Origin of the sequence: Psychromonas sp. KJ10-2, assembly GCF_047323255.1 — a bacterium.
In the GTDB taxonomy this organism is placed as follows: Bacteria; Pseudomonadota; Gammaproteobacteria; order Enterobacterales; family Psychromonadaceae; genus Psychromonas.
Map to the genome: position 1 here is coordinate 3,769,894 of NZ_CP178827.1, position 12,413 is coordinate 3,782,306.

Annotated in this window: 16 protein-coding genes and 2 pseudogenes; 14 read left to right on the forward strand and 4 right to left on the reverse strand. The window is 37.5% G+C overall.

Translation table 11 applies throughout. The features are described 5' to 3' along the window. Positions 1-21 precede the first annotated feature (21 nt). From ACLKL2_RS18630 to ACLKL2_RS18680, 11 genes and pseudogenes are all read left to right on the forward strand, one after another. Complete coding sequence (locus tag ACLKL2_RS18630; RefSeq protein ID WP_113819086.1) at positions 22-354, forward strand: metalloregulator ArsR/SmtB family transcription factor; 333 nt, start codon at positions 22-24, stop codon at positions 352-354. A gap of 36 nt (positions 355-390) precedes the next feature. Beyond that, the gene (locus ACLKL2_RS18635; protein WP_413692765.1) at positions 391-1,392 is read left to right on the forward strand and encodes an ArsJ-associated glyceraldehyde-3-phosphate dehydrogenase; all 1,002 of its coding nucleotides are present in this window, start codon (positions 391-393) and stop codon (positions 1,390-1,392) included. 21 nt (positions 1,393-1,413) lie between these two features. Beyond that, positions 1,414-2,640 (forward strand): organoarsenical effux MFS transporter ArsJ, encoded by a 1,227-nt coding sequence (gene arsJ / locus ACLKL2_RS18640; protein ID WP_413692766.1) that lies wholly within the window; start codon positions 1,414-1,416, stop codon positions 2,638-2,640. A gap of 279 nt (positions 2,641-2,919) precedes the next feature. Then, positions 2,920-3,435 (forward strand): hypothetical protein, encoded by a 516-nt coding sequence (locus ACLKL2_RS18645; RefSeq protein ID WP_413692767.1) that lies wholly within the window; start codon positions 2,920-2,922, stop codon positions 3,433-3,435. Positions 3,436-3,662: 227 nt separating this feature from the next. Further along, positions 3,663-4,151, forward strand: coding sequence for a hypothetical protein (locus ACLKL2_RS18650; RefSeq protein ID WP_413692768.1), 489 nt, complete (start codon positions 3,663-3,665; stop codon positions 4,149-4,151). A 23-nt stretch (positions 4,152-4,174) separates the two neighbouring features. Continuing rightward, the gene (locus tag ACLKL2_RS18655; RefSeq protein ID WP_413692769.1) at positions 4,175-5,593 is read left to right on the forward strand and encodes a hypothetical protein; all 1,419 of its coding nucleotides are present in this window, start codon (positions 4,175-4,177) and stop codon (positions 5,591-5,593) included. An 18-nt stretch (positions 5,594-5,611) separates the two neighbouring features. Further along, positions 5,612-5,770, forward strand: a complete 159-nt coding sequence (locus ACLKL2_RS18660; RefSeq protein WP_413692771.1) for a hypothetical protein — start codon at positions 5,612-5,614, stop codon at positions 5,768-5,770. 236 nt (positions 5,771-6,006) lie between these two features. Continuing rightward, positions 6,007-6,246 (forward strand): GFA family protein, encoded by a 240-nt coding sequence (locus ACLKL2_RS18665; RefSeq protein ID WP_413692772.1) that lies wholly within the window; start codon positions 6,007-6,009, stop codon positions 6,244-6,246. Between the two features lie 277 nt (positions 6,247-6,523). After that, positions 6,524-6,889 carry a MerR family transcriptional regulator gene (locus tag ACLKL2_RS18670; RefSeq protein ID WP_413692773.1) on the forward strand — a complete coding sequence of 122 codons (366 nt, stop codon included), beginning with the start codon at positions 6,524-6,526 and terminating at the stop codon, positions 6,887-6,889. A gap of 59 nt (positions 6,890-6,948) precedes the next feature. Next, a pseudogene (locus tag ACLKL2_RS18675) lies at positions 6,949-7,326 on the forward strand (carboxymuconolactone decarboxylase family protein); the annotation flags it as partial. 159 nt (positions 7,327-7,485) lie between these two features. After that, positions 7,486-7,779, forward strand: a pseudogene (locus tag ACLKL2_RS18680) (carboxymuconolactone decarboxylase family protein); the annotation flags it as partial. A 130-nt stretch (positions 7,780-7,909) separates the two neighbouring features. Here ACLKL2_RS18680 and ACLKL2_RS18685 read toward each other — a convergent pair. Further along, the gene (locus tag ACLKL2_RS18685; protein WP_413692774.1) at positions 7,910-8,269 is read right to left on the reverse strand and encodes a hypothetical protein; all 360 of its coding nucleotides are present in this window, start codon (positions 8,267-8,269) and stop codon (positions 7,910-7,912) included. 11 nt (positions 8,270-8,280) lie between these two features. After that, positions 8,281-8,979 carry an alpha/beta fold hydrolase gene (locus tag ACLKL2_RS18690; RefSeq protein ID WP_413692775.1) on the reverse strand — a complete coding sequence of 233 codons (699 nt, stop codon included), beginning with the start codon at positions 8,977-8,979 and terminating at the stop codon, positions 8,281-8,283. A 241-nt stretch (positions 8,980-9,220) separates the two neighbouring features. Here ACLKL2_RS18690 and ACLKL2_RS18695 point away from each other — a divergent pair, with 241 nt between their 5' ends. Both ACLKL2_RS18695 and ACLKL2_RS18700 read left to right on the forward strand, forming a co-directional pair. Then, entirely contained in the window at positions 9,221-9,613 is a 393-nt protein-coding gene (locus ACLKL2_RS18695; RefSeq protein ID WP_413692776.1) for a DUF4112 domain-containing protein, read from the forward strand. Positions 9,614-9,698: 85 nt separating this feature from the next. Further along, a complete protein-coding gene (locus ACLKL2_RS18700; RefSeq protein WP_333382466.1) occupies positions 9,699-9,944 on the forward strand; it encodes a glutaredoxin family protein in 246 nt (81 codons plus the stop codon). Positions 9,945-9,992: 48 nt separating this feature from the next. Here the strand turns inward: ACLKL2_RS18700 and ACLKL2_RS18705 are convergent, their stop codons facing one another. Beyond that, positions 9,993-10,844, reverse strand: coding sequence for a LysR family transcriptional regulator (locus tag ACLKL2_RS18705; protein ID WP_413692777.1), 852 nt, complete (start codon positions 10,842-10,844; stop codon positions 9,993-9,995). A 118-nt stretch (positions 10,845-10,962) separates the two neighbouring features. Here ACLKL2_RS18705 and ACLKL2_RS18710 point away from each other — a divergent pair, with 118 nt between their 5' ends. Further along, on the forward strand, positions 10,963-11,610 hold the full coding sequence (locus tag ACLKL2_RS18710; RefSeq protein ID WP_413692778.1) for a glutathione S-transferase family protein: 648 nt from the start codon (positions 10,963-10,965) through the stop codon (positions 11,608-11,610). Positions 11,611-11,692: 82 nt separating this feature from the next. Here the strand turns inward: ACLKL2_RS18710 and ACLKL2_RS18715 are convergent, their stop codons facing one another. Continuing rightward, positions 11,693-12,349, reverse strand: coding sequence for a nitroreductase family protein (locus ACLKL2_RS18715; protein ID WP_113819097.1), 657 nt, complete (start codon positions 12,347-12,349; stop codon positions 11,693-11,695). Between the last annotated feature and the right edge of the window lie 64 nt (positions 12,350-12,413).

The window sequence follows — 12,413 nt, forward strand, 5'->3', positions numbered from 1 at the left end:
TGTGAATATATGGAATTTTATATGCAACCTCATCAGTTTTTTAAAATGTTATCCGATGAAACACGATTACGCTGCCTTATCTTAATCGCAAGAGAGGAAAGGATTAGTGTTGGTGAACTGTGTTTGGCACTGAATCAAAGTCAGCCAAAAATATCGCGTCACCTGGCTATTCTGCGTCAATCGGGCGTGCTCTTGGATCAACGAGAAGGGCAGTGGATCTATTACCAAGTCAATCCTGCTTTACCAGGTTGGATGCGCCAAGTGATTGCAGGATTAACGACTTCAAAATGTTTAAAAGCAGAATACCTTGATGATATTGAAAATTATCAACAAAGCAAAATGACAGAAAAATAAATCAGATTAAATGTAAATTAAATAGAGAGAGTGACCATGACAATTAAAGTAGGTATTAATGGATTTGGACGTATCGGCCGTTTAGCAATGCGCGCAGCATTTGATTGGCCTGAAGTTGAATTTGTACAAGTTAATGATGTGGCTGGTGATGCAAAAACCTTAGCGCATTTATTAGAGTTTGACTCAGTACAAGGTCGTTGGAATCACGCCGTGACTTGCACAGACAACACCATGGAAGTAGCAGGGCAATCAATTAAAGTGACACAACAAGGTGAAATCGATGCCGTAGATTGGTCTGGTTGTGATGTGGTTATTGAGTCAACGGGCGTTAATAAAGACAAAGCATTATTGGATAAATACACTGCGCAAGGCGTTAAATTAGTGGTGGTTTCAGCTCCGGTTAAACACCCAGATGTCGCTAATATTGTAGTGGGCGTAAATGAAGAAACCTTTAAACCAGCGTTTCATAAAATCATTACGGCAGCATCTTGTACCACTAACTGTATTGCACCGGTTGTGAAAGTCATTTATGAAAAACTGGGTATCACTAATGCCGCATTTACAACGATTCATGACTTAACTAATACACAAACTATTCTTGATGCACCGCATAAAGACCTACGCCGTGCGCGTGCTTGTGGTATGAGTTTGATCCCTACTACAACCGGGTCAGCAAAGGCCATTATTGAAATATTCCCTGACTTAAAAGACAAAATTAACGGGCATGCGGTACGTGTGCCGTTAGCGAATGCATCATTAACAGACATTGTGTTTGAAGTAGCAAGAGATACCAGTGTTGAAGAAGTGAATCAGTTATTAAAAGAAGCATCAGAAGGTGAATTAGCGGGTATTTTAGGTTACGAAGAGCGTCCATTAGTATCCATCGATTACCGTGGTGACCAGCGATCAACAATTGTTGATGCCCTATCAACCATGTTAATCGGTAAACGTATGTTAAAAATCTACGCTTGGTACGATAACGAAATGGGCTACGCAACACGTACTGCTGAGCTTATTAAAAAAGTCTCATTAATTTAATCGCCCTTAGGAATAAAAGCAATGAAGTGGTTCTCAACACTGGATAAATCGCTACGACAATACCTACTTGTTACCTTTAATTACTGGAACTTTACAGTCACTGACGGTGCATTACGTATGTTAGTGGTGCTGTACTTTTATGAACTAGGGTACAGCCCGTTAGATATCGCTTTATTGTTTTTGTTTTATGAAGTATTTGGGGTGATCACCAACCTAGTAGGTGGGTGGTTAGGGGCACGCGTTGGGTTAAACCGCACCATGAATATTGGCTTGGCCATGCAAGTGGTCGCCTTGTTATTGCTGACCGTTCCTAACCAATGGTTAACCATTCCTTGGGTGATGATGGCACAAGCCTTGTCGGGAATAGCAAAAGACCTCAATAAAATGAGTGCCAAAAGCTCCATTAAAACCCTAATTCCTAATAATCAACAGGGGAAACTTTACCACTGGGTGGCAGTATTAACCGGGTCTAAAAATGCCTTAAAAGGGGCAGGTTTTTTCATCGGTGGTTTGCTATTAACGCTGGTAGGTTTCCAAGTGGCTTTGTTGATTATGGCGGGTGTGTTGGCGGCGGTTTTTGTGATGAGCTTGATGTTCCTGGAAGGGGATTTAGGAAAAGCTAAAACCAAACCTAAATTTAGTCAGATGTTCTCCAAATCTGGCCCTGTGAACATTCTATCAGCGGCACGCTTATTTCTGTTTGCGTCCCGTGATGTGTGGTTTGTGGTTGCTCTGCCTATCTACTTAGCCAGTATTTTTGGCTGGTCGCATTCTATTGTTGGCGCTTTCCTCGCAGCGTGGGTAGTTGCTTACGGCATAGTGCAAGGTTTTGCCCCTAAAATTACCGCATACTTCACAAAAGAGGGCGCAACACCGGACGGTAAAAACGCCATGTTATGGTGTGCATTATTAGCGATGATAACGGGTGTATTAGCGGTGGGAATACACCTAGAGTGGCATGTACAAACCTTAATTATTGTTGGGTTATTGATTTTTGGTGCTATCTTCGCCATTAACTCCTCTTTACATTCTTACTTAATTATCAGTTATGCCAAACAAGATGGCGTGTCATTAGATGTGGGCTTTTATTATATGGCCAATGCCATGGGACGTTTAGTCGGCACCGTATTATCGGGCTGGGTTTACCAAGCCTATGGATTTGCCGCGTGTTTATGGATAGCCTTTGCGTTTTTAGTTATTACCAGCTTGATCTCAATAAAGTTACCCATTCAAAAGCCGACTGAATAATAATGTCTGTATCGCTAACTCCCTAAGGCTACACAAAGCCGAAGGTGAGTTAGCAATTAATTGAAATAGTCATTTCAATAACCCCCTTTATCCCATTCCGTATTTTGCTTATTAATACGAGAATGCTTCTCATCAAATGATTATTTTTTGATTATCAGCTTTAAATCATTGTTTTTATGTTCTGACAGCGTATATTTTAACAAATTAAACTATTCCGCACTTCCGCTGTTAATACCGAATTATTGGATTTAGTGGTGTTGTTATATTTTATGAGGAACCATGGACGTAAAAATTACCGTAGCACTGTTGGCTTCATTTGTATCTTTTATGGGGTTGTTAATATCCAAGGAGCTTAAAGTTTCTGAATTTAGGCAGGCTTGGATTGACAAGTTGAGAGATCATGTAAGTGAAGTAATTAGCAAGTCTAGTCTTCTCTTACAATCTTGGATATCGATAACACACACACAAATGCGCCCTGGACTCGAAGCAGAGTTTTTTGAGAAAAACGCAGACTTATTGAGAGAGATTTGTTTTTCGGTATCTAAGGCTAAACTAAGCCTGAACCCTGATAAAGATAAGCGAATGATAACCTCATTAGAAAATATAAATTCAATAATCAAAGAACCAAGTAAATTAGGTGAGTTGTCAGAAGCTGTTATTGAATTAGAAATGGTAAGTCATAAAACATTCAAGGTTGAGTGGGATAGGGTTAAAGTTGGCGAACCTTTTTATCGTATATCCAAGTGGTTGGTTGGTTTTTTAGTTTTAATGCTAGTAATTTATACTGTTTTATAAAATATGATTAAAAATCAGTGTGAGCTAATAGTTGTGGATAGCAGCTCGGATTCCTAGTCAGTATCGCCAAAATTTAGGGGGATACGAGTATTGCTCTGCATAGGTAAACGATTTTAATTATAAAGGGAATATTCGTTGAAAAAATTGATCTCCATTTGCATACAGTCCCTACATTTAGTGATGCACACTTTGAATTTTCATTGGATAAGCTAAATGAATACGTTACGGTGACAGAACTTGATGCTATTGCTATAACAAACCACGACGTTTTCGATCTCGCTCAATTTCATGAGATTCAAAAAGCCTTGAATTGCATAGTATTCCCTGGCATTGAAATTTATGTTGATAATGGTCATATCCTTCTCATTTCAGAGAACGAAAACTTAGATGATTTTCAACTTAAAGCTAATAAAGTATCTGAAAAAATAAAGAAGGCAGGAGATAATATAAATGTCGAAGAATTAATTCAGATATTTGGAAGTCTTAATAATTATTTAATTATTCCTCATTACCAGAAAAAACCATCCATATCAAAAGATACCTTTGAACAACTACGCACCTTCATAGATGCAGGAGAGGTTGACAGCCCAAAGAAATTTGTTCGAATGGCAAGGGATGAGAATGAAATAACTCCTGTGCTATTTAGTGATGTAAGGATTAAGGACGGTTTACGTAAGTTCCCCCAAGGCAAACCTATATTGATTGTGGTGAATTAACAATAAGTGCAATCAAGCATAGTTTGAGTGATAGAAGCAAAGTTGCTCTATCAAAATCTGATGGAAATAAACTGTTCCAGATATTTGATGATGGTCAACAACTTTCTACTGGTTTGAATATTGTTCTCGGGGCAAGATCTTCTGGAAAAACTGTGACTTTAAATCGGATCAATGAGGAATGTAAAAACGTAAAGTATATCCCTCAATTTTCTCTAGTACAGAGAGATGATTCCAATTATGAAAAAGAATTTAATGAAGGTGTAGCTCGAAAGAAAAGCAATTTTGTAGACAAGCACTTAGCCCCTTTTAAAGTAGTACTAGATGATGTAAGTACTATTGACCTTGTTACTAATCGACGTAAAGTAGATGAGTATCTTGAAACTCTTTTGAAACAGGCAGAAGAGGTAAGTAAACGAGACGCTTTCTCTAAAGTTACTCTATTTAACGAGTCACAATTTGAAATAAATGAAGAGAAAGGACTTACTGACCTCATAACCTCTATTCGACTATTAATTGAAAATATTGAGTACAGAGATGTAATTGATAAACATATAAATATAGTTAACTTGAAGGGTCTAGCATGTGAGTTAATAGAGTCTCTTTGGGAAAAAACACTTAGCCAAAAGAAGAAAAAAGTTGTTAATGAGGCTGTACGGGATGTAAAAAGTAAACTCAAACTACGGTCTTCTAGCACACAAGTGAAAGATGTTGATTTGTACAAAGTAATGATTGAACATCGAAAAGTTTTGAATTTTAATCTAATCACTAAACAACTACAGACTGAAAAAATTATTAATGAAGAAAACATTCAAGGCTTTAAAGTTGTTTGTAAGCAACGAGCTTTTAACGGGGCTGGAGAAATTAAAAGTGTAAGTGGTAAGAAAGTCGCCTTTACTAGTGCCTACAAAGAATACTCTTCCCCATATAAATATCTTCTTCAGTTAAAAAATAATGAGGCGTTAACTCCTTCTGAGTTCTATAAATACTTTGCATGTATTGAATATGAAATTCTTAACAAAGATGGCTTTAAAGTTTCAGGTGGCGAAAGATCAGAATTCAGACTGCTTCAAGAAATTAAGGATGCTCAAAACTACGACTACTTATTAATTGATGAGCCCGAGTCTTCTTTTGACAACGTTTTTTTGAAAGGAGAAGTGAATCAAATATTGAAAGAGCTCTCACAAACTATGCCTATAGTTGTGGTAACACACAACAGTACGGTTGGAGCATCCATTAAGGCTGATTATGTAGTTTATACATCCAAAGAAGTTGAAAAGGGTGAAATTGTATATAGAAGATATTCTGGGCACCCATCCGTTAAAGAGTTAAGTACTGTTGATGGAATAAAAATGGATAACTTCAAAGTGACTATAGACTCGTTAGAAGCTGGTGAAACAGCATATACAGAAAGAAAGAGTGGTTATGAAAGCATTAAAAATTGAAAATTCTCAGGGATTCTTTTGAAAAAAGACGGTAATTATGAATCTTTAGATAAATTAGACAAAACGATATTACTTCAACTAGTTAACATCGCTTTGGAAGATGATTATTTAATTGATGATTATGATGAATCTCTACTTAAAGAACCAAGCTCATCAAATCATTTACAAAAGTATTAGCGAAAAGCTTAACGATTTACACTTAAGGCGGCAACAGTTTCGTGACACTTCAGAAAACTTATACCTAGAAGAATATGAGAAATATAAGGCACATGGGTGAACATGTTTTTACCTTGAAATATAACGGTAAGCGTAAAGTGTGAAACCCATAAACCTTGACCACTTAAACAGAGAGTCAATATAGCTCCCACTCATTCCAAGTAGAAATTATAAACCTCGATACAATAGGGAACATTATGAATCACACATACAAAGGCGCTTGCTTATGTCATCAAATTACTTTTGTCGTTAACGGTTTTAACGAAAAAGCGGCTAATTGCCATTGTACTATGTGTCAAAAATTTCATGGTGCTGCATTCGGCACATTGGTCAGTGTCTCAGGGCTAAAGTGGGTTTCTGGTGTTGAATTGATAAAAGATTTTACAGCCGAAAATGGTACTACTCGTTCTTTTGCAAAGAGTGTGGCTCAAGTGTAGGTTTTAGGGTTAAAGACGCACCAATAGAAGAGATAGAGTTAGCTATTGCGCTTTTTGATGATGATATTCCGGTGACCATTGACGCTCAAATCTATACAAACTATCGCGCTAACTGGAGTGCTTTACAGCCTGAAATACCGTCATTCTGTGAAGGTAGAGTGCTTTAACAGTCGATAGCTCGCATAGTAAAGTGCATCATCAGGTAGAGTCACTAAGGCTCAGCTATCCAAACTTAAATGATTAACCATCATTTGCCATACCCGACGAATTCATTTCCTTGGAGGTTTTTATCAACATTCAACGCTTCTCAACCTTAACGAACCTCTCTTCCCATACCATTCGCTATTATGAAAAGATTGGGGTGTTAAAACACATCGCGCGCAATGCCAGTGGGCACCGCTTCTTTACGACTAAAGATATGGAGTGGATTGAATTTGTTAAACGGTTAAAAGAGATGGGCATGCCGCTGGATAATATTAAGTTATATGCCGATTTACGTGAGCAGGGGGAATCAACAGCCGATCAACGTAAGGAGTTGTTACAAGAGCATGTTGTTATCCTAGAAGAGAGAATCGCTTTAGAGGCATTACACCTCAAGAAGATTAAAGAAAAAATCCTTTATTACGAAAATTTAAGTGGTTGACTTAGAGTTTACTCTAAGGATTAAGCTGATGTTCTTCCCATCAATGAACAGAGGTTACTATGACAACGTCAAATGAACGGTATGAAACAGGATTAAAAAACTTAAAAATAATTGATAAAGAGGCGGGTGAAAAGGTCGTTGAAAGCCTGATGGACTGTTCACCAGACCTAGTGAAATACATTATCGAATATGGGTTTGGTGACGTTTATAATCGAACTGAACTAGCACTTAAGTCAAAAGAGTTAACCGTTGTTGCTGCACTCACCGCCATGGGTAATGCGGCACCACAACTAAGAGTACATATTCATGGTGCCTTGAATGTCGGTGCTAATATCGCTGAAATTCAAGAAGTGATATTACAAATGTCTAGCTATGCTGGCTTCCCCGCTGCGATTAATGGCATGTTGGCCTTAAAAGAGGTGGTTGCTGAACGCAAACAAGAGGGCAAGTTAGATGAAGCTGGTGTTATTCAGTCGGCTGCTATTCCTCAAGGTACTTCACGTTATGCGCTAGGTGCGCAACACCTTAGTCAATTGGATGCGAACCAAGTTGAAAACTTAGAAGCGACATTTAAAGATATCTCGCCTGACCTTGCCAGATTGGTGATTGAATACGGTTTTGCCGATATTTTCTCCAGACCCGCTTTAGATAGCCAGCATCGAGAAATGGCCACCATTGCAGCGTTAACCGCTATGGGCACAGCTTCACCACAACTGCAATTTCACATAAAAGCGGCCTTAAGTATAGGTGTCAGCCAAGTAGACATTCGAGAAATCATGATTTTAATGAGTGTGTATTGCGGGTTCCCAGCGGCTATTAATGGCACCTTGGCATTAAAAGAAGTGATCAGTGAAAGGGATGCTAATTACAAAGCAAAGTCTGTTGGCTAGTACTCACGAATGCACTTCATAGCTATAACTGGCTTTAATCAATGGCATCCATTATTTAAGTTTAAGGTTATTAATAAATGAATAACCTTAAACTTTCATTTATGAGCCATTAGATAACTCTATTAAATATTTATATTTCTGGTACTTCTGAAAGAAACTTCGCAAGATTACTTTCGTATAACCATGGGAGGTGGTAAACCGTACCATGCCCTGAGTAACTACTATCAGCCTTAATCATGAGTGATTTTGCATGTGGTATCTTATTAATGTTAATACTTAAAGTATCTAGATCAGCGGGATTTCTTGGGTCTCCATCTTCATTAATTAATAGGACGTATGCTTTAATTTTATTTAAATCTTTTTCAGGCGCGAAATCTCGAGATGCTCCCCATTGATACATTGCATCGTTAGCATCTGGAGCCGTTTTAACTGAATATTTCTCTTCAAGTGCTTTGTTAAATGATTCTGGAGTTGGATAAAGTGCTGACATTTTTTTATTGTTTAAATAAAATGCTGTACCAAACCAAATTCGAGCGGTAAGGAAAGAAGGGGAACATCAGTATAATTTCCGTTATCCCACAGCGGATCTCTACGTATTGAGTCAATTAAAAGTTTGCGCATAGCCCAGTTTTTACCTGACATTGTTATGGGAAAGGCTGCAGTCGGTACAATAGAGTCCATGTAATCCAGGTACATTATTGCCCAATCAAAAGCTAACATACCACCCATTGAGTACCCAAAAATACTTCGTAAATGATCGATATTTAGGTGGTTTTTTAATAGAGCATATTGTGTTTTGACGATGTCATGATAATTATAAACTGGGAAATTTGCTTTTAAACCATCTGAAGGTTTTGTGCTGTCTCCTGTGCCAATAGAGTCTGGTGCGATTAAAAAATATTTTCGGGCATCAAGAGCTTTATTAGGGGCGTAAAGGTTTTCAACAAGTGCATCTGATAGCATGCTGCCGCCATTACCATGAGTGCCATGTAAAAGAAGAACAGGCTCACCTTCAGGGTTTCCAAAGGTGCGATATGTGATTTTTAAATTTGGCAAAGTTTCACCACTTTCAAATTTAAAATTATCTATCGTATATTCGCTTTTTGTCACTTTCATGTAATCCACTGCATGAACTGAGAAAACTAAAGTAGACAAAGTTGTAAAAACTAACCATTTATACATCAACTTTATTTTGTTCATTGTAATAATCCTTTGTTTTTAATATTAACAGGTGTTTTTATGTTTACTATTGTTAATTTATAGGTTTTTTGATAGGTTTTTCAGATCTTTTGTCACATTTCTTAACATATATTTTCTTATTGTTTCATTGGTGAAGTTTGATCATACTTTTCTATTTCGTTTTACTGTGAAGGAGTTAATGTTAAAGTGATGAATAACTTGATGTTATGTGCTGTTATTATTCATTAAGTGGATGTTCATTATGCTTAATTCAAAACATACAAATAAAAAGCTCTCTCAGCAAAAAATAGACGCCGCGATTAAGCGACTTGAGCGGTTTAGTAAACTAACCGATAGCAGTATGCGTATTCCTTTTACACAATTTAGGGTTGGTATTGACGCTATCATCGGCTTGGTGCCACTTGTTGGGGATGCGGTTGGTGTGCTGTTATCAAGTTATGTCTTGTTTGAAGCACACCGAGTTGGCGCTAGTAAACGCATTAAATTGAAAATGGTTATTAATATATTAATCGACTTCTTCGGTGGTTTAATTCCTTTGTTTGGTGACTTTTTTGATGCCTTCTTTAAAGCCAATACACGTAACACGACTATGTTAAAAGATTATTTAATGAAGCAAGGGCAGGTGAGTGATTAATCGTTGAGGTTAATTTGTATTGTTATTATTCTCTCTTTGCGTATTGTGATTCTTCTTTATATACATTCATTCAAAAGGAGTTCTGATGAAATTAACGCTTTATCACATGGGACACTGTCCATTCTGCAAGCGAGTGATTAAAGTCATTCAGAGCCAAAAAGTGGCCGTGACTTATAAAGATTTAGATGTACATGATAAGTTAAGAAAGGAGTTAATGGCAGGCGGCGGTAAAGTACAGGTACCTTGTTTATTGATTTCTGAAAAAGGCAAAAGTGATCAGTGGATGTACGAATCACAGGATATTATTCACTTTTTAAAGCAACATTATTAACGTTGAAGGTTTTTTCTAAGCTGGTAATTACCAGCTTGTTCATATTGTTCAATGCTTTCCTTCATTAACAAATTGCTCAGCTAGCTTTTTTACCATGGTTTGGCTAATCGGGTTATGGGTATGGTTTGCAAGCAACAGCACTAAATCAACGGATGGCAAAGTGGGTAGGGTTGGATCATCAATGATGATTAATGATTCCGCTTTGCTTATTTCTGCCATTGCTCCTATTGCTAAATGGTTTTTTACTAGGCCTTCAATAGCACTTAAACTTGAGCAACATCCAACTACTTTAAATTGTCGTTCAGTTTTTAATAACCCTTCGATCGCTGCTTGATGAAATTTACAATCACGCATAAAAATAGCTAATGGTAAGGTCATTTCTTGGCGGTAATTAAACAACTCACTTTTTACCCATACTCCGGTGCTGGAATGAAGGAAATACCCTTCTTCAGAACTAGGAGAGCGAGTCGCTATAATTAAATCTAGTAAACCTTGGTCTAGCTGCTTCTTTAGTTCTAGGGTTGATGCGCAGGTGATCTGTAAATCTAATTGTTCTATAAGTTGATGTAAGAGTCGGGTGATTCTAGGTAATATCGATTGAGCATAATCATCAGGGCAACCTAGTCGAATACGGACCAGACCAACACTTGTTTTTAATTGTTTATGAGCTTCGTCATGTAGTGTGATTAATTGCTTTGCATAACTCGCTAACTGAATCCCCGCATGTGAGAGCACAAGCTGTCGACCTTGCTTAACAAATAATGGGGTAGCAACATCCGATTCTAGCTTCTTCATTTGCATACTTACCGCTGACTGAGTCCGACAGACTTGTTGCGCGGCTCGAGTAAAGCTGCCTGTATCTACAAAGGCTAAAAAAGTACGAAGTGCATCAATCTCCATATTAATCCTATGGTGTTCAATACATCAATATCATTGATGTAAGGTATGAAAAACTTTGGCGAGTATTTAGCCACATCCTGTTTTATATTGTTGATAACTTAATCACTTAGGAGTTGTAATGCAATTATTTATTGGTAATAAAAACTATTCTACATGGTCATTGAGAGCATGGTATTTAATGAGCAAATTCAATGTAGTATTTGATGAAACTCAGCTAGTACTTGATACGCCTGATTTTTATAGTGAGTTACAAAAGCATTTCAACGTGCATAAAGTACCAGCACTGATTGATGACGATTTAAAGGTATCGGATTCATTGGCGATCTGTGAATACATCAATGATGCTTATTTGTTAGGTGCTGCATGGCCAAAAAATATTGTAAATAGAGCCCAAGCTCGTAGTTTAAGTGCAGAGATGCATTCTGGATTTATTGCGTTAAGAAACGAAATGCCAATGAATATAAGAGCAACCCGTCACCTTGAGTTGTCAGCAGCGGCTAAACAAGATATTGCGCGTATTGATCATATTTTTGCTACACAACAAACTGTTTACCCTAATGCTTGGTTGTTTGGTGACTTTAGTATTACTGATGCAATGTATGCACCTGTTGTATTACGTTTAAAAACATATCAAATTAGTTTATCTCCGCTGGCGGAGCAGTATTGTGAGTATGTGCTAAGTTGCCCTGTGTTGCAGAGGTGGGTAGCACAAGCACTAACTGAAACTGATATTGTCGAATGCGATGAAGCGGGGGTAGAGGTTTAACGCCAATAAAAAAGGGGACAACATTGTGTCCCCTAGAATAATTTAGCTAGCTAACATGGTGATGCTGGCTAGCATTATTTGATTAAACAACTGTGATCACATCATCCATTGCTAAACGTGCTTTTGGTAAGCCGTAGTTGTAATCCTCTTCTGCTTTCGGGTAACCGATGGCTAATGCAACTTCACAGATATGTCCGTCTAACTCTTCTTTGAATAATTCACCGATTAAATCAGCATCTACACCTTCCATCGGTGTTGATGAAATGCCCATGCGTGGCAGAGTATGTAATATGTTACCTAGTGCAAGGTAAACCTGTGCTTTAGTCCATGAACCGTTAAAACCATTTTCATCAGTGTTGAAATCTGCAAAAGCGTAAGCGCCCATGAAGTTATCGTACATTTCAGCTGGTAGGTGTCCTGAGCTTACTTCTGCATCGACACGTTTACGGAATTTGTCTTTAGTAAATTTAGGGTCGTAAGCAAATAAAATTGTATGAGAAGCTTCTTTTGCATGTAGTTGGTTAAACTGGTGCTTGTTAGCAAATGTATCATGTAAACGTTGTTTACCTTGTTCACTTTCAACAACGATGAATTTCCATGGTTGTGAGTTAATAGATGAAGCAGATAGACGCAGTGCTTCTTTGATTATTTGCATATCTTCAGCTGAGATGCGTTTTGTTTCATCGTATTTTTTAGTGGTGTAACGAACGTTTAGGTCTTTAATGATTTGTTGGCTCATAATGTTATTTCCTGAATTTTTTAGTGTCTAGCAATGTATTAGTAATGAGTGTTCTTAGTGCAAT

What these genes read in the sequence shown, in the direction of transcription:
- ACLKL2_RS18630 (WP_113819086.1), top strand. Translation starts at nt 22, where the DNA reads ATGCAACCTCATCAGTTTTTTAAAATGTTATCCGATGAAACACGATTA.
- ACLKL2_RS18635 (WP_413692765.1), top strand. Translation starts at nt 391, where the DNA reads ATGACAATTAAAGTAGGTATTAATGGATTTGGACGTATCGGCCGTTTA.
- arsJ (WP_413692766.1), top strand. Translation starts at nt 1,414, where the DNA reads ATGAAGTGGTTCTCAACACTGGATAAATCGCTACGACAATACCTACTT.
- ACLKL2_RS18645 (WP_413692767.1), top strand. Translation starts at nt 2,920, where the DNA reads ATGGACGTAAAAATTACCGTAGCACTGTTGGCTTCATTTGTATCTTTT.
- ACLKL2_RS18665 (WP_413692772.1), top strand. Translation starts at nt 6,007, where the DNA reads ATGAATCACACATACAAAGGCGCTTGCTTATGTCATCAAATTACTTTT.
- ACLKL2_RS18685 (WP_413692774.1), bottom strand. Translation starts at nt 8,269, where the DNA reads ATGTCAGCACTTTATCCAACTCCAGAATCATTTAACAAAGCACTTGAA.
- ACLKL2_RS18690 (WP_413692775.1), bottom strand. Translation starts at nt 8,979, where the DNA reads ATGAACAAAATAAAGTTGATGTATAAATGGTTAGTTTTTACAACTTTG.
- ACLKL2_RS18695 (WP_413692776.1), top strand. Translation starts at nt 9,221, where the DNA reads ATGCTTAATTCAAAACATACAAATAAAAAGCTCTCTCAGCAAAAAATA.
- ACLKL2_RS18700 (WP_333382466.1), top strand. Translation starts at nt 9,699, where the DNA reads ATGAAATTAACGCTTTATCACATGGGACACTGTCCATTCTGCAAGCGA.
- ACLKL2_RS18705 (WP_413692777.1), bottom strand. Translation starts at nt 10,844, where the DNA reads ATGGAGATTGATGCACTTCGTACTTTTTTAGCCTTTGTAGATACAGGC.
- ACLKL2_RS18710 (WP_413692778.1), top strand. Translation starts at nt 10,963, where the DNA reads ATGCAATTATTTATTGGTAATAAAAACTATTCTACATGGTCATTGAGA.
- ACLKL2_RS18715 (WP_113819097.1), bottom strand. Translation starts at nt 12,349, where the DNA reads ATGAGCCAACAAATCATTAAAGACCTAAACGTTCGTTACACCACTAAA.